Here is a 22,000-nt window from a genome sequence, read left to right as displayed (position 1 = left end):
GATTCGCCTCCAGATCCGCAGCGTCGAGCAACGGCAACAGGTTGCGCGCACGCACAAAGCCGACCAAGCGCGTTACCGGCCCTTCCGTTTGGCGGTCGACGGTCTCGAAGCGGATGATGAGCTCGTTGGGGTTCATGATGCAGTCTTCCTTATCCAGGAGGACCGGCTCTGAACGGCGTTGGCTTCACGCCAACGGCATAAGCGGCTTGAGGGTACTTGCCGCTTTCGCGCCACCTTCCGGTGACTAATCCATCCAGAACCAATCCAGGTTCACGTCCGACTCGCCCGTCCGGGGAGTCACGATGAAGTTGAACCGGCGAGCTCGCGCGGTCAAGCCTTCTGTCGAGCTTAGCTCCGGCTCCGACTGCTTGGCAGGCCTTTGTCGGCGTCCTTAAGCGCCTTGATTGCCCGGTCCGCATCGGCATGGCGCTCGGACTTCCGCTGCCGATCGTACAGGGCGTATTGCCGCTCGGCATGACGTTTGGCGTCGGCGGACGCAACCTGCCCGCCATGTGCCAGCACGGCGCGACCGAGTGATGCGAGCTGCTTGTCCAGCAGAGCCCGCGCGTCGTCCATCATCACCAAGCGACCCAACTCCGCCTGATCCTCGAAAATGTCGAGCAGGATCGTCGTCAGGCGGTTCAGCTCCTTGATTTCGGTATCACCAAAATAATTCTTCGAAACAGCAACGTCGTCTTTGCGAATATTGTCATGAGGCCAAGAACGCAGCCCCATATCGGGCTGCGTCGCGTCGGCGCGCGCCTGAATGATTTCGGCGGGCGTTTTCGACGTCACGGCGTAGACGATCTTGGCCTGCGTCTTCATGTAGAAGTCACGCCAGGTCGGCGATGCGCCATCATAGTCCTGGCACATTGAGCAGATTCGACGCAGTTCGCGATAGACGTTCGCCTCGTCGGACCGGATATCGCGGATGATCTCGCGCAGCTCGGCGAGGCGATCCGCATTCTCCGGTTGCTTCAGTCGGATCGCGTCCACGACGAAGCCCTTGGTCGCGAACCGAACCAGCGTGTCGGTCGCCCAGCGGCGGAACAGCGTGGCCTGTGCGGAGGACACTCGGTACCCGACCGAGATCACCATATCGAGGCTGTACAGGGTCGCCGGTCGCCCCCCCGTTGTTTGCATTTTTCGCAAAGAAGCGGCCTCGTCGAGCTCGCCCTCCTCAAGGATGTTACCGATGTGCCGAGACACGACGGAAACGTCACGGCCGAACAGCTCCGCCATCTGCGCCTGAGTCATCCACAGCGCCTCGCCCTCGTAGCGGATGTCCAGGCGAGGGCCGCGGTCGGTGCTGTAAACGAGGAAGCGATCGCCGGTGCGTGCGTCTTCCTGCAGCACCACGGGCTCATATTCGGTCATTCAGCGCCTCCGACGCCAGCGAGTCGGCGTGGAGGAACAATCAATGTACAGGCGCCAAGCCGCAAGGGTTCACGCCGCCGCCGGTTTCGCCGCGGCTTCGTCCGTCATTCCCCGGAACGCGCCGGGCCAGCCGCCGTGCTTCTCGACCACCGCGTCGATTGTCGGCATGAGTTCGGCGGTGCGGGTGAGGGCGACGATCATCCGAAGATAGTGGAGAATGTCGTCGTCGGTAAGGACGCGGCCGGGGCTGGCCTTCTTGCCGCCCTTGGCGGCGCGGTCCTTGAGCCATTTCTGCGCGGGTTGGTAGCCGCCGACGTTGAAATCCCAGGCAACCTGCGGCACCGCCTCAAACCAGCGCGTAGCGTTGATCGTCACGCGGCCGAGCTTGGGATCGTATTCGGGCTTGTGCGCCACGCGGGCCTCACCGCTGCCGGCGAGGCGGACGCCCTTGGGATCCTTCAGGATCGGCAGCGCCTCGGCGTCGAGTAGGTGGAGCGCGACGAGTTCGGTGCCGATCGGGACCAGCACGTCGAATAAGGCGCGGCTGCCGGGGAGCGGAATGCGCGCGAAGTCACTCTTGAGGTAATCGGCATAGCGCGCGCGATAGGTGGGCGAATGCAACACCGCGTAGATATAGTCGAACAGGTCACGCGGGCCGAAGCTCTTGCCCGGCTCGCCGCGCTCGCGCCGGGCGGGCGCGAACATCGCGGTCTGTTCGGTCTTTTTCGGCAGGATCCCGCCGAGCGCGCCCTGCTTCGGGCCTTCGACGCAGTCGTCATAGGCAAGGCCGGTGAGCGCAGCGACGCGCGCGGCGAAGGCCGGAGCGATGTTGGGGAGGGTGCGTGTTTCGGTGCCGTGTGGCTTAATCCACAGAGGGAACAGATAATTGATTTCCTTGGTCTTATTCGAGATCGTCGTGCTCTCAATTGGGAGGTCGGCAACGAACGCATTTGGCCACGGCCCCGACGTCTGTGACCGCTGTCTGGTCGAAATGAGTGCGACATTGCCCGCCTCGAACATGTGTGCAGTCGCACGCAGCCGGAGGTGTACGGCGACATCGGAATCAAATACTGTTACCCGACGGTCAAACGGTCGATATGCAATTGGACCCAGCTTTTTCTTCCATTTGCCATCCTTCAGCGCCACCTTAGCCTTAGCGTAATTCCATTGCTCTTGCGTACAGAGCTTGAACAAGCGTCGCGCCTCGGCCTCGTTCTTGGATGAAGCAAGGCTCTCGACCTTCGCCGCTTGCTCCGACGCTGTGAAGGAGATTGCGAAGTCATCGTGAGTGGTTACGATCCCCGGCGCAGGATCGCCGGTCAGTCCCATCACGGCTGAAATGCTAGGAAAAGCGCGAAACTCCGACCGCCCGGCCGCGTCAAGGACCGCAAAATAATTCTCCGGGGGTAAAATCGTACACTCAACGAGATTGGCATCATCGATGTTGCATTGACCAAGCCATGCAAGCTTTTTCGGCTCGCTGCCGAACATATCTGCTCGCAAAACAGAGCATGCCGACGCGGTAGCATCGCGTAAACCGATTGTGATTGCAACGCCTTGAGCTACACCCTCGAATACGTTGCCATCGGGTTCACCGTTGGGGGCAATGCCCCTCTTGAAATCACCGTGTAAGTCCAAAATTTTGAAGGCATCGAAAGACTCGGTTAGTTTGGCTCTCATTCCTTTGAAGGTTGGATTTTCTAGCCAGCCGCTATTAGTGATGAAGCCAAGGACGCCCACGCCTGACCTGACGATCTGCCAGTGGGAGAAGCGAAGGAACTTGACGTAATCGTCCTGTAGCCACTTTCCCTGCCCTGGTTTGAGTAGGTCTGGCCATTCTCGCTTATAATCGTGCACCTTGCTCACGATCCAAGGAATGGCATTGTTTGCCGAGTGACCAGCGTAAGGAGGATTGCCCACTACAGCGGTAAAACATGTTCCCTTAGATACGTTCGCTGCCTTCGATTCATGCGCTAAGGCATCGTCCATTACGTCAAACTGAGGCGCCGCCGTATCCTGCGTCGGTTCAAGCGCGTTCGTCAGGTAAATCTGCGCGCGGGCATCGCTGCCGAAGGTGTAGCCGGTATCGGACAATTTCAGCCCCAGCTTGACGTGCGCGATTGCATAGGGGGCCATCATCAGCTCGAACCCGGTCAGGCGCGGCAGCAGGTGCACAGGCACATAGGCGTTCCACAGCGCCTTGATCTCGGCATCGCGCTTGCCCGCCGTCTTCCACTTCGCGGCCATCGTCTTGTGGATCAGGTCGACGCACTCGACCAGGAAGGTGCCGGTGCCGGTCGCGGGATCGAGGATGCGGACGAAGGGATCGCTGTCCTTCGCGCCCGCCGGCAGCGTGATCTCGGCGCCATCCTTGCCCTTCGAAGCCGCGATCACCTCGCCCCAGGTTGCGGTCGAGGCAAGGCCGTCTTCCAGTCCGAACTCAGTGCGCAGCACCTCGTCGACCGACCGCACGATAAAGCCGACCACCGGCCGCGGCGTGTAGAACACGCCACGCTTCACCTTCTGCGCGGCATCATACTCCTTCAGGAACAGCTCGTAGAAGTGGATGACGGGATCTTCATCGGGGTTCTTGCGATCGAAGTCGGCGAGCACCGCCTCCATGTCGGCGTTGCGCAGCAGCTCGACCACGTCGGCGATCCCGAGCTCGTCGAAGTCGAGGCCCTGCGCCTTGCCGGTCTTGCGCCCGCCCGCCTCGATGAAGGTGCCGAGCATCTCCTTCAGGAAGGGGCTGGTGCCCGCGACGTTGGCGGCCATGTCGTCCTGGGTCAGCGCGCCGGACGCACGGCTGATCGCGGTCGAGAGCAGGCCATAGGCAATCGTCTGAGCGTAAGTGTCCGCGAACCCCTCCGGCGTCAGATCGTGGATCAGCGCTTCCTTGAACGCCTTGTGCAGCTTGACGAGCGATCCGTTGCCGGTCTGCGCCGCGATTAGCTCCTTGGCGCGGTCGTGGATGCGGCGGGCGAGCGCGGCCAGTTCCTTCGCCATCTGCTTCGACTCGCGCACCACGGTCCGCGTGTCGGCGTGCGCGAAGGCCTCGCCCCACTGCTTGCGCCAGCCGTCCGCGTCGGCGGGGTCGTCGGGCCAGTGCAGCTTGGTCTTGAGCGAGGCTTCGGTCAGGCCTAAGCGGCGCGGCGTATCGTCGGCGTCCCAGCCGAGCACCTTCAAAGTCGAGGCATCGCCTTTCACCTCGTCATCGGCAAAATGCGCGAAGGCTAGGCGGCGATCGGGCGCGGAGCCGGTCGCGGCAATGAACAGCAGGTCGTGCTTGGCAAACGCTGCCTGTTCGGATTTGTTGGCCGACGCGCGCTTCTTGATCGCGAGCTTGCCGAGGATGTTGCGGACCAACGTAACGGGCAGCTTGGCGCTAGGCAGGTTGAGGAAGAACACGCCCCAGGGCTGTGCGCGGTTTAAGGGGCGAAGCTGCTTGATCTCGATCCCGCCGCCGACCGCTTCGCTCTTAAGCCCTATCTCCTCAGGCGTGACATCGTAGGTAGCCTCGTCCAGACTGATGTCGGCCGCGATCGGCCACTCCAGCTCGTCACGCAGATAGTCGACTAGGGCAGGGAAGTCGGTGATCTTGTCGAGGGTCGCGGGCATCAGTTCAGTTCCATCCAGGCCTTGATGACGGGCTCAACCCCCGGCGGGGCTTGCATCCGTTTCATATAGCCGTTGCGTACATGCTTCAGAACCGCATCGCGTGAAGCGCGGAGGCGATCGCGAGGTGTGTCGAGGTGTCGTGGCGTGTCGGGCGTGCTGCGGATCGTCTCGGCTATCTGTGCCAGGCCCTCGCTGATCGCTCCGCCGGCATCGACATACAGCCAAGCGGGTTTGCCACTCGCCGCATCCCAGTGCTCTGGCCCTGCGTCCTCCGGTGCGCCCGGCTTGAGGCCGGGAAGCGCCAAGCAGAAGAACACCCCTTTTGCCGCACTCTCCGGCGCCTCCCGCCCGCTAAAGATGCGATTGGGCATGTCCGCGACCCGCTCGGCGAGGTCGGGATGCTCGGCTTTCAGCGCCTCCCATTCGAGCTGGAGCGACTCCTCCACCGATTTGTCGCCGTCCAGGCTGATCAGGTCGCGCAGGTCGTCGTAATCGTCCTTGTCGGTCAGCAACTGCCGACCCTCGATCCCGAACGTTTTTGAGATGCGCAGGACCTTGCCCGCCACCCGCTCATACAGCTTGAGGTACGGCGTCAGCGCGTCGGCGGGCAGGAAATTCCAGAACACGATATTGCGCCGGATAGCGGCCGTGTCGGGATGCGCCTTGACGATCGCCGCCTCGGTCTGCGGGTTTAGCCGTCGATCGACGCGGCCGATCCGCTGCATCAGCCTGACGGGGTTCCAGTGCAAGTCGTAGTTGATCAGCCGCGTTGCGTCCTGAAGGTTCAGGCCCTCCGATAGAACATCGGTGGAAACCAGCACGCGCGTTTCGGCATGGCCGGCCTTCGCCAGTTCGGCGCTGCTCGACCCGTTGTAATAAGGAGCGAACCGCTTGATCACCTCGCTACGGTCGAGCTTGGTGGCCGAGTCCACCTCCTTGACGTTCTCCAGCCCCGCCGCCCGGAGCTGATCGCGGACGTAGCGTGCCGTGGTCATGAACTCGGAAAAGATCAGCAGCTTTTGGGTGCTGAGCACCGGATCGTTCCGGACCAGGTCGATCAGCGCTGCGATCTTGCCGTCCTGTTCGGGGGTGAAGCGGGCGAGGATGGCCAGCAGGCGGGATAGCTGGTCGAGATCCGCCCTGGTCTCCTCGACGATCCGGTCGACGAAATACTCTTCATCCGACAGGGTTTGCACTTCGCCGAGCATTTCGGGCGGGATCAGGTCTTCGCCTTCTTCAGCCTCCTCTCCGGTCCATGCCGCTTGGGCGGCGCGGACATGCTCGATGATCGGGGCCTGCTGCGCCTTCCACCGCTCCCAGACGCCGCGATGGTCAGCTGAGACATGGTGCTCCACGAATGCGTACAGCTTCAGGAACAGGTTCTGGCAGCTATGATCGAAGGCGACCGTCGAGCTTTCTAGCCGCTTAAGGAACCCTACTTTGATCAGTGCTACGACCTGGCCGCGCCGGCCCGCTTCGAACTGGTCCAGCTCCTCGGCCGGATGCCGGCGAAAGCCGTCGTCAGGGTTATAAATCGCCAGCTTGAAAAGCGCGCGCGTGCTGTCGAACGAGCGGACGACCTCTTCAAGTAGCTCGGTCTGGAGCGGAGACAGCGTGTAGTCGGCGACGCGGGGGGGCTCGCGAGTCGGGAAGATCGCCGCACCCTTGGCTTCCGTCTCCTGGCTCGCCTTCACGTAGGCGCGGCTACGCTGGACGACGAGCTCGCCGACGATCGGGTCGGTGGCGTACTCCTCCTGGGCGGGACCTGCGCTCGTCACGTCCTCATCGATGCCGGGCGCGTCTTGTGCTTCGCCGAGCGCCGCCTTCACCCTCTTCTCCAATGCACGGAAGTGCCCGCGAAGCGAGTGCACGCCTAGCGGCGCCTGCCGCAGCTTCGCGCCATCGCCGGAGAACAGCTCGATCAGGTGCATTAGGTCCAGCAGCGAGTTGTTTACCGGTGTCGCGGTCAGCAGGAACGTCCGCTTGCCTGCCGCCAGATCCTGAAGGATGCGATAACGCGACTTGCGCTTGCGACCCTCGCCGGCGATGCCCGGATTGCGGAAGTTGTGCGCTTCGTCGATGACTATGGCGTCCGCCCGGCGGCCGAGCGCTGCGATTTTCTTCTGAAGTTTGTCGCTGCTGAGATCGGTGTGCGTAAGGATGTGGAGGCCCGCGACGCCTTCGTCCCCCATCAAATCGGGGAGATGGCGCTCCAGGTTGGCTTCCCAGACCGAACGTTTCGCCGATTTCGGCACCAGCAAAACTACCGTCTTCTTTTCCTGAACGATCAACCGTTCGAGGAGCATTAGCCCGACAAAGGTCTTGCCCAAGCCGACGCCGTCGCAAAGGAATGCGCCGCCATATTTGTTGGCGCGCTCCATCATCATCGCGTAACCGTCGCGTTGGTAGCCATCGAGCATCTTGTAGATTAGGGAGTGCTTTTCTGCCCAAACATCCGGTGGCGGTGAGTTATGGCGGAAGAGCTCCGCCAGCGACCGCGACCAAATGTCGAATGGTGTGAACGGAACGACATGCCTCTCTATCGTTCGTAGCATCTCGAGCGTGATGTCGTCAGCCTGATCCCAGTAATGCTCGTACCAGTCCTGAAGCAATCCGACATTGGTCCCGCTGACCTGGACGTTGAGCTCTACGTTGGACGTCAGGCCCGGTCGCGTGAAGTTAGAAGATCCGACCAGCGCGAACGACCCGACCACCTCCTCGCGAGAGTGGGTGATGTACGTCTTCGCGTGAAACTTGGTCTTGCGGTAAACGCGAAATTGGATCCGCCCCGCTTTGATCGCGTCCACGATCGCAGGGACGCCGTCGAGGAAGTCGTCGCGAGTTTTCTGATCCTCGATGCTGGCGTCGAGGCGACTCGCTAGCGCTTGGGTGAGTGCCGCCTTTGTCTTCTTTGTGACTTCATCGCCCATCAGTATGCGTATGTTGTCGAGCTTCTGCCACTGCCCGTCGAGCGCCAGAAGCGAGCTGATCTCGAAATACGCCGAGGCGACATCCAGCCCTTTCGAGAGGCGGCACCATCCGGCGAGATAGCGCAGGACGTCCCATTCGCTGTCTGTGTTGTCGATAATGAACAGGTCGCTTCCAACCCGCGCGCCCAAGCCGTCAGCCACTTGACCCCCACCCTTTGATGTCGGTGATCTTACCTCCTCCCTTCGGAAGCGCCACCCCCCGTCACGCGCCCGAAGCAACCGGCGGACGGCAGAAGCAGGGCTAACTGACGAGTGCATCCCGTTAGTTGTAACGGCCACGCAACGGACCAGCGCAGTAGAAGCCAATTTGGTCTGGCTGCAGCGTGCTTAACGGCCTAGCGCAAGATCGACACGTTTCAGCGCAGGGATAAACGTTGGCTCAAAGCTGGTTACTGTCGGTATCGAACCGCCCAAAGAAGTCGGCTTGAGGGTAGAAGCGGGGTAGAAATCCGCACCCTCACAATTCGATAATCGACTGATATCAAAATGATAGTATGCGAATGCGAGTCCTCTTCTGGCACCATCTTCCCTAGGCTATTGAAAAGCCTAGGAATTAGCTGAGAAACAACGGTTTTTACAGGCGGCTGTTACAGATGTAACAGGGGCTGAAAGCCATGTGTACCTATCTCGCTAAGCGCGGTTCTACCTACTATTTTCGGCGGGCAATCCCTGTCGAGCTACGGCCTGCTTTTGGTGGTCGGGCTGAGTTCATGCTGCCGCTACGGTCCAAGGAACCGGCTGAGGCCAGCCCCGGCCACCGGGCGCGCAGAAGCCAGCCCAGTCGACCAGCGACTGATCCCACAGGCCAGCCCATGCGCGCGTTCGCTCGGCTGACGTGCAGTTGGCCTAGTCGGGGGTTTGCCAATTTCATACCTTACGGGATATAAATCATCGTTATACCCCGCAGGGTATAGATTGACCATATACCCTGCGCGGTATATATTCAGGTTATTCCCTACGGGGTATGGCGGCCCTGAAAGGCGTCTTCCGTGGCCCACATTGCACGCTCTCCCAAACAGCTCGGCGCGCTCATCCATAACGCGCGGATCCAGCGCAACCTCACCCAGCAGGCACTGGCGGCCTTGGTCGGCACCGGGCAGAAGACCATCTCCCGCATCGAAAGCGGGCAGACGGGTACCAAACTAGATACCCTGTTCGGTATCCTGGCAGCGCTCGACCTCGACATGCAGATCGCACCGCGCAGCAAGGGCGGAGCCGACCTGAGCGAGATCTTCTGACAATGGCGCGCCGCAAGACCCACATTCCGCTGAATGTGCTGATCAACAATCGCCTCGTCGGCCGCCTAGAGAAGGAAGCGAGCGGCGCCGTATCGTTCCGCTACGACCAGAACTGGCTCGGGTGGGAGCACGCGTTTGCGGCCTCGCTGTCGCTGCCGCTTCGCGCAACCACTTATCGCGGCGCGCCGGTACTCGCCGTTTTCGACAACCTGCTCCCCGACAGCGCCGATATTCGACGCCGCGTGGCGGAGCGCACCGGTGCCGAAGGTACCGATCCATACAGTCTCTTGGCCCGCATCGGCCGGGATTGCGTGGGCGCGATGCAGTTCCTGCCCGATGGTGAGGCCATCGACGCCATAGGCGATGTACGGGGCGAAGCGTTGGGCGACGAGGATATCGAACAACTCCTCGACAATCTCAAAGGTGCGCCACTGGGGATCGACCCCGATCATGAGTTCCGGATCTCGATCGCCGGCGCCCAGGAGAAGACCGCGCTGCTGCGGCACAACGGCCGGTGGCTTCGCCCGCGCGGCACGACCCCGACGACCCACATCCTCAAGCCACAGCTCGGCGAGATCCCGACATCCACCGGCATGGTCGACATGACCGCCAGTGTCGACAACGAGCATTACTGCCTCGCGCTGCTGAGCGCCTTCGGCTTGCCGGTGGCGAAAACCGAGATCGTCACCTTTGGGGCGCGCCGTGCGCTGGTCGTCGAGCGGTTCGACCGCCAATGGCTCGCCGACGGCCGATTGCTGCGCGTTCCGCAGGAAGATTGCTGCCAGGCACTCGGCGTGCCCCCCTCGCGCAAATATCAAAGCGAGGGCGGCCCTGCCGCGGCGGACATCATAAGACTGCTCGGCGGTAGCGACGATCCGACCGAGGATCAGGCGACATTCCTGTCGAGCCAGATCATCTTCTGGCTTATCGGCGCGACCGACGGGCATGCGAAAAACTTCAGCCTCTTCCTGCGTCCGGGCGGCGGCTTCAAGCTGACGCCCTTCTACGACGTGCTGAGTGTCCAGACCGCTGTTGATCTCGGGCAGTTGGCACAGAAGAGTTTCCGGTCGGCAATGTCAGCGGGCACGGGCCGCCATTACCGGATCGAGGAGGTCCTGGGCCGGCACTTCGTCCAGACCGCGAAAGCCGCGGGTATCGGCCCGACCATTATCGACAACGTCATCATCGACATTCGCGAAAAAGCCGTCACGGCCGCGGACGTCGCGCGAGAAGCAATGCCGCACGACTTCACCGATGACGTCCATGCCAGCGTCAAAGGGGCGATCGCGAGCCGTCTGGCACGTCTCGACACGGCGTTTACGAAGCTACGCTAGCGCGTTGCAAAGCATGTCCGGCATGCCCCTCTCCACCACCCTCATTGTCGGTGATGTAGGTGATGAACGCAGCCAGGAAGCGGTCGATGACATTGAGGTCGTTCATGGGATCCTCTTCCTGGCAATTTGGCGAGAATGTCGCGGGGCGCGGTGGGGAGCGGGACCGGGCCCCGCGACGGCGACCGATGATCGGGGCATCACCGGCCGCCGGCCGGATCGAGCCTGTCTACGCCGTGGGGCTATTGGGACGTGTAGGCTGATCCGGAGCCGAGGAACTTCCTGGTCGCCGCGCGCGCCTCTTGCGCTTGCGTCGCGCGCCGTGCCTGCTCGATCGCCTCGCTACGGAACTGCGCGGCCATCATCTGCTGGAGTTGCAATTGCTGCTTGGCAGTCAGGGCAAGGAGCTGGTTGGTGGCTTGCTGTGCCTGGAGCGAACCTTCCGCGCCCTGGCTGCGGGCGACGATGTCGGCGAGCGCCTGTGTGTCGGACCAGACGTTCTCGACGACCTGCGCCTGCACCGTCATCGTCTGGCGGAAGGCACCCATGCTGGCGTCGAGCCGCGCGCGGGCATCACGTACCCGGGTGTCGGTGCGGAGCGCCGAGGAGAAGTCGGCCGGAAACAGCGATTGGAACTGGTCGTCGAGCTGGCCGACCCGGAAGTCGATCGCCTGGGCGCGGCCCATCAGCCGGTCGATCTCCGCGAGCTTCTGCTTGATCGCGTTCAGTTACGGGGAGTCGATCCTCTTGAGGTTCTTGCCCATGGCGATCAGCATCTCCGCCTCATTCTGGAGCTGCCGGATCTGCTGGTTGACGCTCTGCAGCGTGCGCGCGGCGGTCAGGATGTTCTGCGCATAGTTGCTCGGATCGAAAACCACGCCGCCGAACTGCGCATGGGCCGGAGTCGCCGCTGACATGACCCCCATGATGAGACTGCCGCTGGCAGCGGCGGCGAGCATGGCGGCGATGACGCGGCGGTGGTCGAGGAACGGCATGACGATCTCCAGTGCTTTGGCACCCGCACCCGCGTCGATCGCGGCCGGGTTCGGGATGGAGTGTCGGCTTCTTGGCGCGGCGGCGTCAGATGCCGGCTGGGGTCAGCACGGGTCCTTGTGGGGACTGCCACGAAACCTCGTTCAAGGGGCCACCTGTTGCATCTGATTTTCGGCGATTGGCCGCCGTTTACGATTGCTCACCTTTATGAGCCCAAGGCTCCGTTTTTGATAAGACGATAAACTCACACTTTCTGGCGGTTCATAGATTTGCTGCGGAATGCGCTATGCCCGCAAAGACAGCCTTACTTCTAAACCTGATGCTGCACGAACAGCCCGAAGGCTATGCGGTCGATGCGGCATGGCTGACGAATATCGGACTCGGTACTTCTTCCATCCGTGACTATGTTGCTCGCAAGCCTCTTGACGACATCGGCATCACCACCATTGACTTGGAGGGTAAAAACCGAAGAGCATTCGATTGCGGATCTGATGATATTCAGATTGTCGTAACCACAGCAGCTTAAACGGATAGCGGTTATATTCAGCTTTACGATGCAGCTGTTCGCTTCGTTTCCAGTCTGGATTGTGGTTGCTTGGGATAAGGACTGGACTGGTGTATCTGTCTCCCGTGATCTTTGCATTAGTAGCAGCTTTAGCAGCTAGCAACGATGACCTAAGTCGCCGCACGGACGTGGAAGCCGTTTTGATTCGTGGCATTCAATCGCATGGCGAGATCATGACTGTCTGTGGAGAATCACGGGAGACCAATGGTATTCAAAGACTTTCGCAGTATTCGGGTTATCACGATCTTGGATATTACTACATAGAAGTAGATTATATACTGAGGAAGAGTGAAACGAAAGACAGCACATGCGTTACCGGTAAGTTGATACGGAGAGATGGACTAGGCAAAAAACAGGTGCTTAGACGTTGGGGTCACATTACCTACGCTGACGTTCCGACCTTAGGAGGGTACTGGCTTTCGAGCGGTGCGCCTTCAGGTATGTCGCGTCGATCATGATGGTCTTTGGTTCGGCATCGCCCGCAGCCAGCCCCTCCAGCTGGCCGCCGACGAGTTCATCCGCCGGTTCCTGATCCACGTCCTGCCAAAGGGTTTCCACTGCATCCGCCATGTCCGTGCTGCGGCGGGCGCATGCTCGTCATCGAAACCTTCGAACGCTGGCGCCAGCCCCGTGCTCCGCCGCAGGACCTCACCCCGACCGGAACCACCCAGCCGTGACCCGGCATGGCTCGAACACATCCCGCCGCGCAGCACCTGCGCTTCCGGCAAGGATGCCGCTCGCGCCGGCGACATCGCCAGTTGCACCGACAAGCGATTCAACCGACTGTCCCGGCCCAGATTCAGGCCTGAAGCTCTTCCCGATTATCGCATCGCGGGGCGTCGGGGTCGATCGCGGTGGTCATCTCGGTGCCCGGCCAACCACGCGAAAACCGCTTTCCCCATCGACCAGCGCTCGTGGCACGCGGCTTCCTGCCTTGGAGGATATCGTACACCTGCCGGTGCCCGATTTCCTTCACAGAAGCAGCCATCGAGACAGCCGCGTTCGCTTCCCACTTTCTGCCGTTCGTCAACATCTTCTATCGAGCCCGGAGACAGCCGGGCTCCGAACCGCGACACCAAAGCGGAGCTTGACCCTCTACAAGGCCAACTGCGTCGCCTTCTTTATTGTCTATCGGAATGATAGGAATTGGAGGTGACGACATGACCAGCCAGCCCCTGAACTTTCCCGATCCCGCCAGCCCGCTCGACATCGTGCCCGCCACTGGGCGGATAGGCGGCGAGGTGCGCAATGTGGCGCTGTCGGGCGATCTCGACGACGCGACGCTCGACGCGATCAGGACAGCGCTCGCGCGCCACAAGGTCTTGTTCTTCCGCGACCAGCACCAGCTCGACGACGCCGGGCAAGAGGCGTTCGCGGCACGCTTCGGTGATCCGGTTTCGCACCCGACCGTCCCGGTGCGACAGGGCACGCAGCACATCCTCGATCTCGACTCGACCGACGGCCGCGCTGCCAGCTCATGGCACACCGACGTGACCTTCGTGGATGCCTATCCCGCGGCCTCGATCCTACGGGGCGTGACCATTCCGGAGGCGGGCGGGGACACGCAATGGGCGAACACCGCTGCCGCCTACGACAATCTGCCCGCGCCGCTGAAGACGCTCGCGGACAGCCTGTGGGCGATCCATTCCAACGCCTACGACTATGCCGCGGTGAAGCCGGAGAGTTCGGCCGAGCGCATCCGCTACCAGCGCGAGGTGTTTGCGCGCATCGTCCACGAGACCGAGCATCCGGTAGTGCGCATCCACCCCGTCACCGGCGAGCGGACGCTGTTGCTCGGCCATCTCGTCCAGCGCTTCGTCGGCCTCAGCCAGTCCGATAGCCTCGCTCTGTTCCAGATCTTGCAGAATCACATCCTCCAGCCGGAGAATGTCGTGCGCTGGCGCTGGCGGCAGGGCGACGTCGTCATCTGGGACAATCGCGCGACGCAACATCGCGCCACCGCCGACTTTGGCACGCAGCGCCGCACCGTCCGCCGCGTGACGATCGCGGGCGACGTGCCGGTGTCGATCGACGGTCGCCGCAGTCGCACGATCCGGCCCGAGCCGGAAGCGGAACTGCTCGAGGCGGCGGAGTGACCGCCGCGATGGCGCGCAGCCCGCTCGATTTCCTCTGGTTCCTGCCCTCGGCCGGGGATCAGAGGTATCTGGGCTCCACCATCGGGGCGCGGGCGGCCACGCCCGCGTACCTGAAACAGATCGCTGTCGCGGCGGATCAGCTCGGCTTCTCGGGCGCGCTGCTGCCGACCGGTGCGCATTGCGCTGACGCATGGATCACCGCAGCAAGCATTGCGCCCGCCCCCGAGCGGCTGCGGCTTCTGGTCGCGCTGCGCCCCGGCCTGACGCTGCCGGCGGAATCGGTGCGTCAGGCGGTGGCGCTCGACCGGATCAGCGACGGGCGGCTGCTGCTCAACGTCGTGACTGGGGGTAGCACCGAGATCCTCGAGAAGGACGGCATCTTCCTCGGCCATCGCGAACGCTACGAGCAGACCGCCGAGTTCCTCGACATCTTCCGCGCGATCGGCCGCGGCGAGACGGTGACGCGCGAAGGCAAGTATTTGTCGATCAAGCGTGGGCGGCTCGAATTCCCTTTCGTGCAAGCACCGCATGCGCCAATCTGGTTCGGCGGGTCGAGCGACATCGCCCGCGAGATCGCGGCGGAGCATGTCGACGTCTACCTCGCCTGGGGCGAGCCGCCGGCGCAACTAAAAGAGGTCATCGACGACGTCCGGGCCCGCGCCGCCGCACGCGGGCGCACGATCCGCTTCGGCATTCGGCTGCACTTCATCGTTCGCGAGACCGAAGGGGAAGCGTGGGATGCCGCCAACGACCTCATCCGCCACGTCACCGACGACGACATCGCCCGCTTCCAGGCATCGTTCGCGCGGACGGAGTCGGTTGGACAGGCGCGGATGCGCGACCTGCACAGGGGCAGCCGCGCCGATCTGGAGGTCAGTCCCAATCTGTGGGCGGGCATCGGCCTCGTCCGCACGGGCGCGGGGACGGCGCTGGTCGGCGATCCGAAAACGATCGCGGACCGGCTGGAGGAATATGCCGCAATCGGAATCGATACGGTGATCGGGTCGGGTTACCCGCACCTCGAAGAGGCGTATCGCGTCGCCGAGCTGCTGTTCCCGCACCTCAACCTGACGCACGGGCCGAAGCCCGTGGAAGCGCCCACGCCCTTTCCGTTCACGACGCTGCGGCAAGCGGCGAGCTGATTTCATCACAAACCGTTCGGTTCGAGCGTCGTCGAGAATTCGTGTCGAGAAGGGGGCGCCCGAAGCACACACTTCTCGACACGCCATCTCGGCTTCGCTCGACGGTTGCTCGAAGCGAACGGACGGGTCGCGCCCTTTACCCTTCCAGCAACCTCGCTAGGATCTCTCCTTCCACCGTCGCCAGCGCCGCATCCCCATGGCGCCGCGGGCGCTCCGCGACGACCGCTACGTCGCGCGTGATCCGGCCACCCTCCATCACCACGACACGGTCGCCCAACGCCACCGCTTCCGCGACGTCGTGAGTTACCAGCAGCGCGGTGAAGCCTTGGCGCAGCCACACGCGCTCGATCAGCCGCTGCATCTCGATCCGCGTGAGTGCGTCGAGAGCTCCCAGCGGCTCGTCGAGGAGGAGAAGCCTCGGGCGGCTGACGAGGGCACGCGCCAGCGCCACGCGCTGCTTCTGACCGCCCGAAAGACGCGCGGGCCATTCGGCCGCCTTATCGCTCAGTCCGACCAGCGCCAGCGCATGGTCGGCCTGCTCGCGGCGCTCGGCCACGCTTCCTTCGGCACCGACCTCCACGTTGGCGCGCACGTCGCTCCACGGCAGCAGGCGCGGCTCCTGGAACACGACGCGAGTGCGCCCGCGATCGGTCTCGATCGTCCCGCGGACGGGGTTCTCAAGCCCGGTGATCGCGCGCAGCAGCGTGCTCTTGCCGCAGCCCGAGCGCCCGACGATCGATACGAACTGTCCACTCGCGATCGCGAGGTCGAGGTCGTGCAGCACGCGGTTGCTGCCGAACGCCACGCCCAGATCGTGGATCGCGACGCCTGCGCCGCCCTGTGCTTGGCTGAGCGAAAGCGTGTGGACGTTGCCGGAAGGAGGGTGAGCCATGTCAGCGCGCTCCATAAGCGGGGTTCCAGCGCAGGAAGCGCCGTTCGGCGAGGCGAGTGATCGTATCGGCGAGCTTGCCGAGCGCGGCGTAGACAAGGATCGCGAGCACGATGACGTCAGTCTGGCTGAACTCGCGGGCCTGATTGGCCATGTAGCCGATGCCCGAATTGGCCGCGATCGTCTCCGCCACGATCAGCGTCAGCCACATGATCCCGAGCGCGAAGCGAAGCCCCACCAAGATCGAGGGCAACGCCCCGGGCAGGATCACACGCCGGAACAGGGTCCACCGCCCCATGCCGTAGAGGCCCGCGCGATCGATGTCGACTTCGCGCGCGCCGAACCGCTCCTGCGCCAGTGCGCGGTACGGGTCCCACGTCAGCCAGGCGTCGATCGAGCCGTTGGCGAAAGCGGTCATCGCGTCGCCCGGCGCGAGATAAACCGGCGTCACGTCCTTGAGCGTCAGACCGTATTTCTTGAGCGCGACGACCGCGCCCAGCTCGCTCGCCGATCCCTTGGTGAATGCGAGGCGCTTGCTTTTCAAGTCGGCGGCGGTGCGGATCGTCGAGCCCTTCGGGACGATCAGCCCGCCCGTGATGCTGCTGGGGAAGCTGTGTGTCGCGACGAACAGGATGTCGCTGCCGGATGCCTGGGCATAGGCGACCGGCGTGTCGCCAACCGCGCCGAGGTCTACCGCTCCCGCGCGCATCGCCTCGATCAGCGGCGGACCCGACGGAAACTCGACCCACCTGACCGGGGTAATGCCCTGCGCTTCCAACCGCGTGGAGACCTCGCCGCGCTCCTTGGCGACGAACAGCACACCGCCCTTCTGCACGCCGATGGTGATTGCCTTGCTTGAATCGCCCCCGCCCCCGCAGGCGGCGAGCAGCAGGGCGAGGGCGCCGGCGAGCAGCCCGCGCCGCCTCACTCCGCCGCCTCCGCAAGCGACAGGGTCGCGGGATGACGCGGGAACGGCAGGCCGAGGTGGCCGCGCAACGTGCTGCCCTCATAATCCTCGCGGAACCGCCCGCGGCGGCGCAGTTCGGGCAGGACGTGCGCGATGAAGTCGTCGAGATGATCGGGCAGGTGCGGCGGCATGACGTTGAAGCCGTCCGCGCCCCGCCCGTCGAACCACGCCTCAAGCTGATCGACGATCTGGCCTGCGTCACCGAAGATCGTCCAATGCCCGCGCGCGCCGGTTACTCGCAGATGAAGCTCGCGGGCGGTGAGCTTCTCGCGCCGCGCCAATTCCAGGAACAGCGCAGGCCGGCTCTTGCGCCCATCGACTGCCAGCCAATCGGGCAGCGGCTTGTCGGGGTCGTGATCGAGCAATCGCTCGTCCTCGAACGTGCGGGCGAGGAAGCGCGCGCCGATCTCATCGTGGACCAGCGCCTGCAACTCCTCGTACTTCGCGCGCGCATGGGCCTCGCTGGCGCCGACGACAGCCATGACGCCGGGCATGATCTTCAGCGTGTCGGGTTGACGACCGAACTTCGCCATCCGCCCCTTCACGTCGGCATAGAAAGCGGCGGCGCTGTCGAGCGTCTGATGCGCAGTGAACACGACCTCCGCGGTCGCCGCCGCCAGCTCGCGTCCGGGCTCCGACGAACCCGCCTGCACCACCACCGGATGACCCTGTGGCGAGCGCGGTACGTTGAGCGGCCCCGCGACCGAGAAATGCGGACCCTTGTGATTCAGGATGTGGAGCTTGTCGGGATCGGCGAACCACCCCGCCTCGCGGTCGCGGGGAAAAGCGTCGTCCTCCCAGCTTTCCCAAAGGCCCTTTACGACGCGCGCGAATTCCTCCGCGCGGGCGTAGCGGATTTCGGGCTCGGGATGCTGGTCGAGCCCGAAATTCTGCGCCTCGGCTGCCGCGGCGGAGGTGACGAGGTTCCACCCTGCGCGCCCGCCACTAACGTTGTCGAGCGAGGCGAACAGCCGCGCCAGCAGGAACGGCGGGTAATAGGTCGTAGTCGCCGTCGCGACGAGGCCGATGGCTTGCGTGCGCGCCGCGATCGCGGACAGGAGCGTCAGGGGCTCGAACCCCGCCCCCTGCGCCGTCCGTGCCAAGGCTTCGGGCGCGCTTCGGTCGACCCAGCCGCCCTGGCTGTCGGCCAGGAACATCATGTCGAACTTCGCGGCTTCCGCCTTCTGCGCGATCGACACGTAATGTTCGAGGTTCACGCCTGCGTCGGCGGCGGCGCGCGGGTGGCGCCACGCGGCGACATGGTGCCCCGTGGCCATCAGGAAGGCGCCGAGGCGGATCTGGTCCTTACGCTTGGTCATGGTGTCTCTCCCGGTGGATCACAGGCGTGTGCGCAGGGTGAGGCCGACGGTGCGCGGATCGCCCGTCAGGCCGAAGAAGACGGCGCCGTTCTCGCTGATGCCCTTGGTGTAGTAGGTGAGTTTGTCGAACAGGTTGCGCACCCACAGCGACGCTTCCCACTTGCTCTCCGGCCCGCGGATGCCGACCCGCGCGTTGGCGAGGCCGAAGCCGTCGACGAGCGAGTAGCGGCTGAGATTGTAGCTGGTGTAGAAGGACGAGCGGTAGGCGTAGTCGGCGCCGACGAAGCCGGTCACCTTGTCGTTGATGGGCACATCGTAGCTGCCCCCTGCGGACCACGCCCAGCGCGGTGCCGCGGGAAGTTGGCGTCCCGATAGGTCGCAAACCGTGGGCTGGCCGGGCCCGCGCTGTTCGAACGGGCATTGGGCATTGGTGTAGCGGCGATACTCGGCCGGGTTCCATGTCGCGCTGGCATAAAGCGACAAGCCGTCGATTGGCCGCGCGCGTAGCTCGCTTTCGACGCCATAGGAGCGTACGTCGCCGACATTGGCGATGTACGCGCGCGGCGGCACCACGCTCGCATCGACGATGGTCGACTGGTAATTGCCGACGTCAGTCAGGAACGCCGACAGATTGGCGGTTAGCCTCCGATCAAGCCATTCGCTCTTGAAGCCGACCTCGTAATTGTCGACCTTCTCCGGTGCGACGACGGCGAGGTCGAGCAGCGGCTGGCCGGTGGCGGACAGCGGCAGGGTCGAGAAGTTGAGACCGCCCGATTTCTGCCCGCGCGCGTAGGTGACGTAGACCAGCGCGTCCGGCCCGAGCTTGCCCGACAGGCTGACCAGCCCGGAGGCGTCGCCCCAACTGCGGTCGAGCTCGTAGCGGGCATAGACGGGCGTGTAGGCATTGCGCAGCGCGATCTGCGCCGCGTTCAGCGTCGACAGCGGCGATCCGCCGCCGCGCACCTGTTCGTAGAAGCCGTATTTGCGCTCGTGGGTGTAGCGCAAGCCTACCGTCAGATCGACCGCGGGGGTCAGGTGCCACACGCCTTGGCCGAATGCGGCAAAACTGTCGGTTTCGGGCTTCGAAGGCGCGTAGGTGTAGGCGCCGTCCAGCGCCGCGCGGCGTTGTGCCGGGGTCAGCCCCAACGTGCCGGGCGCGATCAGGAACTCGCCCGCGTCGCGGCCATATTCGTTGCGGAACCAGCCGTTGATCGACTGGTGGAAGGCATAGAGGCCGACGACCCAGTCGATCGTCCGCTTGCCGCTGGAGGCGAGGCGCAGCTCCTGGCTGAGCTGCTTCTGCCGATCGTACTGATTGCCCTCCAACGAGATGTTGAGCGCGGAATAATCGGGGTCGTTGCGCGGCGTCCAATGCCAGAAGCGGAAGGCGCTGACCGAGGTCAGCGTCGCGCCGCCGAGATCCCATTCGACGTTCGCCTGCACGCCGCTCTGTTTCATCCGGATCGGGCCGAGCCAGTCGCTGTCGGTGATCCGGTCCTTCGGGTCTCGCAGCGGCGGCGTGTAGCCGAACTGTGCCACTCGCTGCGCATAGGGGTAGGGGATGGCCGCGCCATTGTCGTAGGTGGCGAGAGTGCCGAGCAGTATCGGAACGCAGCAATTCTGCTGCTGCTCGGCATAATCGCCGATGAAGCGGACGGTCAGGTCCTCGGTCGGCGTGAACAGCAATTGCCCGCGCACGGTGTAGTTCTGGAAGTCGTGGACTCGCCGCTTCAGGAAAGTATCGTAGAGGAAGCCGTCGCGCCGCGTCGCCTCTACCGACAATCGCCCCGCGACCTTGTCGCCGATCGCGCCCGACACGCTGCCGCGGCCCTGGAACAGCCCGTAATTGCCGACCGTGACGTCGCCCGATGCCTCTGTGTCGAAGGTCGGCTTCTTGGTCGTGACGACGATCGCGCCGGCGGTGGTGTTGCGGCCGAACAGCGTCCCCTGCGGTCCGCGAAGGATCTCTATGCCATCGAGGTCGACGAAGTCGAACCCCGACTGGCCGACGCGCGCATAATAGACGTCGTCGACATAGAAGCCGACGCCCAGGTCTAGGCCGTTGTTGGCGGTGGCGACGTTGGAACCGAGGCCGCGGATGTTGATCGTCACGTTGCGCGGGTTGGAGGTGTAGACCGTTAGGCTCGGCACCTCCTGGTAGATCTGCTGGATCTGATAGGCGCCTTTCTGCTCCAGCGCCGCGCCGCCCAGCACGCTGATCGCGACGGGCACGTCCTGCACGCTCTCGGCGCGGCGACGTGCCGTGACGAGGATCTCGCTTTGCGTGTCGGGTTCGGCCGGCGTCTCCACCATGGGATCAGGGTCGGCGGTGCCGGCGAGCAGCGCGGCGAACAGGGTGATAATCATTGGGTCGTGTCCCCCCGGACGATGAAGGCGTGTGGTGGACGCGCACCTGCTCACCCCGATGCAAGGCATCGGGAAGGACAGCGGCGGCAGTGTCGGTCAGGCGGACAAGGTCAACAGGTCGTGGCGCGCATCATGATCTCCCGTGGTTCGCGGGAACACGCGTCTCGCCGACCGGCGGGACGGGTGCGCTTTAGCCGTTGGTCACGCGGAGCAAGCTGATCCCATCAAAAGCCGCGGGCCGCTGTGCGACCGGTTAATCCATACTGATCTGATAGGGATTAGATTCAAAGAAAGTTTTGGTTGTCGATGCCATTGCTCGCGTTTGTCGTCCGGCCGCAAGCCGATGACTTGGTGGGAGGGCCGTGGCTCCTTCAAAGCATGGGGACGGCGAACTCCCCACGAGGCGTCAGCCGAAGTGTCGCGTGGGATCGCGCCGCCTGGTCGCGGCGGACGATTATCGCAACACGACCAACGGCTACACCGGGCTGCGCGCGGACCTCGCGTGGCGCGCGGGATGGTCGGCGACCGCCATCTACACCCTGCCGCAGCAGCGCCGCCCCGACGATCGCGCGAGCCTCGCCCGCAACGCGGTCGCCCCCGATCGCGAGGGGTTCGACCTTGTCCTGTGGGGCGGCATGCTCGCTCGCGCGCACTGGCGGAAGCGATAGCGAACTCAAGTCGGTACCGCTGAGGTGTCGCAAATATGGAGGTGTATTTCGGACATGGGTCCGCCTAGCTCCCTGTCTAGAAGGGCACGGACAACCGTCCATTCACGTCCAGCTTTTACCACAAATTCAGATCGTGCTATTGATGCCCTTGGCGACTTCGCAAATCTATGACTTGACTGCGAAATAAACCGCCTAGCTGCCCAGCGATCAAGCTCTTCCTGCACCATTTTGCACTAGGGCCTGAAAACTTTAGGAATTAGCGGAAATCCTGGGCTTTTTACGAATCTCTAGTACACAGGTATGAAGACGACGGCCTATGTGGTCATACCTAATTCGACCGAATCTGGACGATCGGCCGAATGGGCTATCCCAGCCTCCGGCGATTGCTAGGTTCAGGACCCATTGATGTGAGGCGAGCGATCTGATTCAGGCTCCGTGAG

At 63.5% G+C, this 22,000-nt stretch carries 16 protein-coding genes and 2 pseudogenes; 8 read left to right on the top strand and 10 right to left on the bottom strand.

The window, feature by feature from the left end:
- Window positions 1-348 precede the first annotated feature (348 nt).
- The 3 genes from rhuM to ACFDSW_RS06035 form a co-directional block, all read right to left on the bottom strand.
- A complete protein-coding gene (rhuM, locus tag ACFDSW_RS06045; protein WP_375249376.1) occupies window positions 349-1,377 on the bottom strand; it encodes a RhuM family protein in 1,029 nt (342 codons plus the stop codon).
- Between the two features lie 69 nt (window positions 1,378-1,446).
- Complete coding sequence (locus tag ACFDSW_RS06040) at window positions 1,447-4,995, bottom strand: type ISP restriction/modification enzyme (protein WP_375249375.1); 3,549 nt, start codon at window positions 4,993-4,995, stop codon at window positions 1,447-1,449.
- The gene (locus ACFDSW_RS06035; RefSeq protein ID WP_375249374.1) at window positions 4,995-8,126 is read right to left on the bottom strand and encodes a helicase-related protein; all 3,132 of its coding nucleotides are present in this window, start codon (window positions 8,124-8,126) and stop codon (window positions 4,995-4,997) included. The genes ACFDSW_RS06040 and ACFDSW_RS06035 overlap by 1 nt, the downstream gene beginning before the upstream one ends.
- A gap of 473 nt (window positions 8,127-8,599) precedes the next feature.
- Between ACFDSW_RS06035 and ACFDSW_RS06030 the strand changes: the two genes are divergently transcribed.
- The 3 genes from ACFDSW_RS06030 (at window position 8,600) to ACFDSW_RS06020 (ending at window position 10,557) form a co-directional block, all read left to right on the top strand.
- Complete coding sequence (locus ACFDSW_RS06030; RefSeq protein WP_375249373.1) at window positions 8,600-8,872, top strand: DUF6538 domain-containing protein; 273 nt, start codon at window positions 8,600-8,602, stop codon at window positions 8,870-8,872.
- Window positions 8,873-8,974: 102 nt separating this feature from the next.
- Window positions 8,975-9,223, top strand: a complete 249-nt coding sequence (locus ACFDSW_RS06025; protein ID WP_375249372.1) for a helix-turn-helix domain-containing protein — start codon at window positions 8,975-8,977, stop codon at window positions 9,221-9,223.
- Between the two features lie 2 nt (window positions 9,224-9,225).
- On the top strand, window positions 9,226-10,557 hold the full coding sequence (locus tag ACFDSW_RS06020) for a type II toxin-antitoxin system HipA family toxin (RefSeq protein ID WP_375249371.1): 1,332 nt from the start codon (window positions 9,226-9,228) through the stop codon (window positions 10,555-10,557).
- On the opposite strand, the gene ACFDSW_RS06015 is transcribed toward ACFDSW_RS06020, so the two are convergent.
- Together ACFDSW_RS06015 and trbJ are read right to left on the bottom strand one after the other, a co-directional pair.
- A complete protein-coding gene (locus ACFDSW_RS06015; RefSeq protein ID WP_375249370.1) occupies window positions 10,541-10,663 on the bottom strand; it encodes a hypothetical protein in 123 nt (40 codons plus the stop codon). The two genes, ACFDSW_RS06020 and ACFDSW_RS06015, sit on opposite strands and share 17 nt — an antisense overlap.
- Window positions 10,664-10,796: 133 nt before the next feature.
- A pseudogene (gene trbJ / locus ACFDSW_RS06010) lies at window positions 10,797-11,549 on the bottom strand (P-type conjugative transfer protein TrbJ).
- Between the two features lie 317 nt (window positions 11,550-11,866).
- Here trbJ and ACFDSW_RS06005 point away from each other — a divergent pair.
- A complete protein-coding gene (locus ACFDSW_RS06005) occupies window positions 11,867-12,073 on the top strand; it encodes a hypothetical protein (protein WP_375249369.1) in 207 nt (68 codons plus the stop codon).
- A gap of 450 nt (window positions 12,074-12,523) precedes the next feature.
- Here the strand turns inward: ACFDSW_RS06005 and ACFDSW_RS06000 are convergent.
- A pseudogene (locus tag ACFDSW_RS06000) lies at window positions 12,524-12,604 on the bottom strand (IS5/IS1182 family transposase); the annotation flags it as partial.
- Between ACFDSW_RS06000 and ACFDSW_RS05995 the strand changes: the two are divergent.
- The 3 genes from ACFDSW_RS05995 to ssuD are packed head-to-tail and all read left to right on the top strand — an operon-like array spanning window position 12,587 to window position 15,350.
- Window positions 12,587-13,252, top strand: a complete 666-nt coding sequence (locus tag ACFDSW_RS05995; protein ID WP_375249377.1) for a transposase — start codon at window positions 12,587-12,589, stop codon at window positions 13,250-13,252. The pseudogene ACFDSW_RS06000 and the gene ACFDSW_RS05995 overlap by 18 nt on opposite strands.
- Window positions 13,253-13,272: 20 nt before the next feature.
- Complete coding sequence (locus tag ACFDSW_RS05990; protein ID WP_375249368.1) at window positions 13,273-14,208, top strand: TauD/TfdA dioxygenase family protein; 936 nt, start codon at window positions 13,273-13,275, stop codon at window positions 14,206-14,208.
- On the top strand, window positions 14,205-15,350 hold the full coding sequence (gene ssuD / locus ACFDSW_RS05985; RefSeq protein WP_375249367.1) for an FMNH2-dependent alkanesulfonate monooxygenase: 1,146 nt from the start codon (window positions 14,205-14,207) through the stop codon (window positions 15,348-15,350). The genes ACFDSW_RS05990 and ssuD overlap by 4 nt, the downstream gene beginning before the upstream one ends.
- A gap of 136 nt (window positions 15,351-15,486) precedes the next feature.
- Here ssuD and ACFDSW_RS05980 read toward each other — a convergent pair whose 3' ends face one another.
- The 4 genes from ACFDSW_RS05980 to ACFDSW_RS05965 are packed head-to-tail and all read right to left on the bottom strand — an operon-like array spanning window position 15,487 to window position 20,892.
- Window positions 15,487-16,242, bottom strand: a complete 756-nt coding sequence (locus ACFDSW_RS05980) for an ABC transporter ATP-binding protein (RefSeq protein WP_375249366.1) — start codon at window positions 16,240-16,242, stop codon at window positions 15,487-15,489.
- A 1-nt stretch (window position 16,243) separates the two neighbouring features.
- A complete protein-coding gene (locus ACFDSW_RS05975) occupies window positions 16,244-17,167 on the bottom strand; it encodes an ABC transporter permease subunit (RefSeq protein WP_375249365.1) in 924 nt (307 codons plus the stop codon).
- The gene (locus ACFDSW_RS05970; RefSeq protein ID WP_375249364.1) at window positions 17,164-18,525 is read right to left on the bottom strand and encodes an LLM class flavin-dependent oxidoreductase; all 1,362 of its coding nucleotides are present in this window, start codon (window positions 18,523-18,525) and stop codon (window positions 17,164-17,166) included. The genes ACFDSW_RS05975 and ACFDSW_RS05970 overlap by 4 nt, the downstream gene beginning before the upstream one ends.
- An 18-nt stretch (window positions 18,526-18,543) precedes the next feature.
- Window positions 18,544-20,892, bottom strand: coding sequence for a TonB-dependent receptor (locus ACFDSW_RS05965; protein WP_375249363.1), 2,349 nt, complete (start codon window positions 20,890-20,892; stop codon window positions 18,544-18,546).
- Between the two features lie 422 nt (window positions 20,893-21,314).
- On the opposite strand from ACFDSW_RS05965, the gene ACFDSW_RS05960 reads away from it, so the two are divergent.
- Window positions 21,315-21,560 carry a hypothetical protein gene (locus ACFDSW_RS05960; RefSeq protein WP_375249362.1) on the top strand — a complete coding sequence of 82 codons (246 nt, stop codon included), beginning with the start codon at window positions 21,315-21,317 and terminating at the stop codon, window positions 21,558-21,560.
- Window positions 21,561-22,000 lie beyond the last annotated feature (440 nt).

Source organism: Sphingomonas sp., assembly GCF_042091075.1.
In the GTDB taxonomy this organism is placed as follows: domain Bacteria; phylum Pseudomonadota; class Alphaproteobacteria; order Sphingomonadales; family Sphingomonadaceae; genus Sphingomonas.
Note: the sequence above shows the minus strand (reverse complement) of the source record. Positions and strands in the feature narration are given on the sequence as shown.

What these genes read in the sequence shown, in the direction of transcription:
- rhuM (WP_375249376.1), bottom strand. Translation starts at nt 1,377, where the DNA reads ATGACCGAATATGAGCCCGTGGTGCTGCAGGAAGACGCACGCACCGGC.
- ACFDSW_RS06040 (WP_375249375.1), bottom strand. Translation starts at nt 4,995, where the DNA reads ATGCCCGCGACCCTCGACAAGATCACCGACTTCCCTGCCCTAGTCGAC.
- ACFDSW_RS06030 (WP_375249373.1), top strand. Translation starts at nt 8,600, where the DNA reads ATGTGTACCTATCTCGCTAAGCGCGGTTCTACCTACTATTTTCGGCGG.
- ACFDSW_RS06020 (WP_375249371.1), top strand. Translation starts at nt 9,226, where the DNA reads ATGGCGCGCCGCAAGACCCACATTCCGCTGAATGTGCTGATCAACAAT.
- ACFDSW_RS06015 (WP_375249370.1), bottom strand. Translation starts at nt 10,663, where the DNA reads ATGAACGACCTCAATGTCATCGACCGCTTCCTGGCTGCGTTCATCACC.
- ACFDSW_RS06005 (WP_375249369.1), top strand. Translation starts at nt 11,867, where the DNA reads ATGCTGCACGAACAGCCCGAAGGCTATGCGGTCGATGCGGCATGGCTG.
- ACFDSW_RS05990 (WP_375249368.1), top strand. Translation starts at nt 13,273, where the DNA reads ATGACCAGCCAGCCCCTGAACTTTCCCGATCCCGCCAGCCCGCTCGAC.
- ACFDSW_RS05980 (WP_375249366.1), bottom strand. Translation starts at nt 16,242, where the DNA reads ATGGCTCACCCTCCTTCCGGCAACGTCCACACGCTTTCGCTCAGCCAA.
- ACFDSW_RS05970 (WP_375249364.1), bottom strand. Translation starts at nt 18,525, where the DNA reads ATGACCAAGCGTAAGGACCAGATCCGCCTCGGCGCCTTCCTGATGGCC.
- ACFDSW_RS05965 (WP_375249363.1), bottom strand. Translation starts at nt 20,892, where the DNA reads ATGATTATCACCCTGTTCGCCGCGCTGCTCGCCGGCACCGCCGACCCT.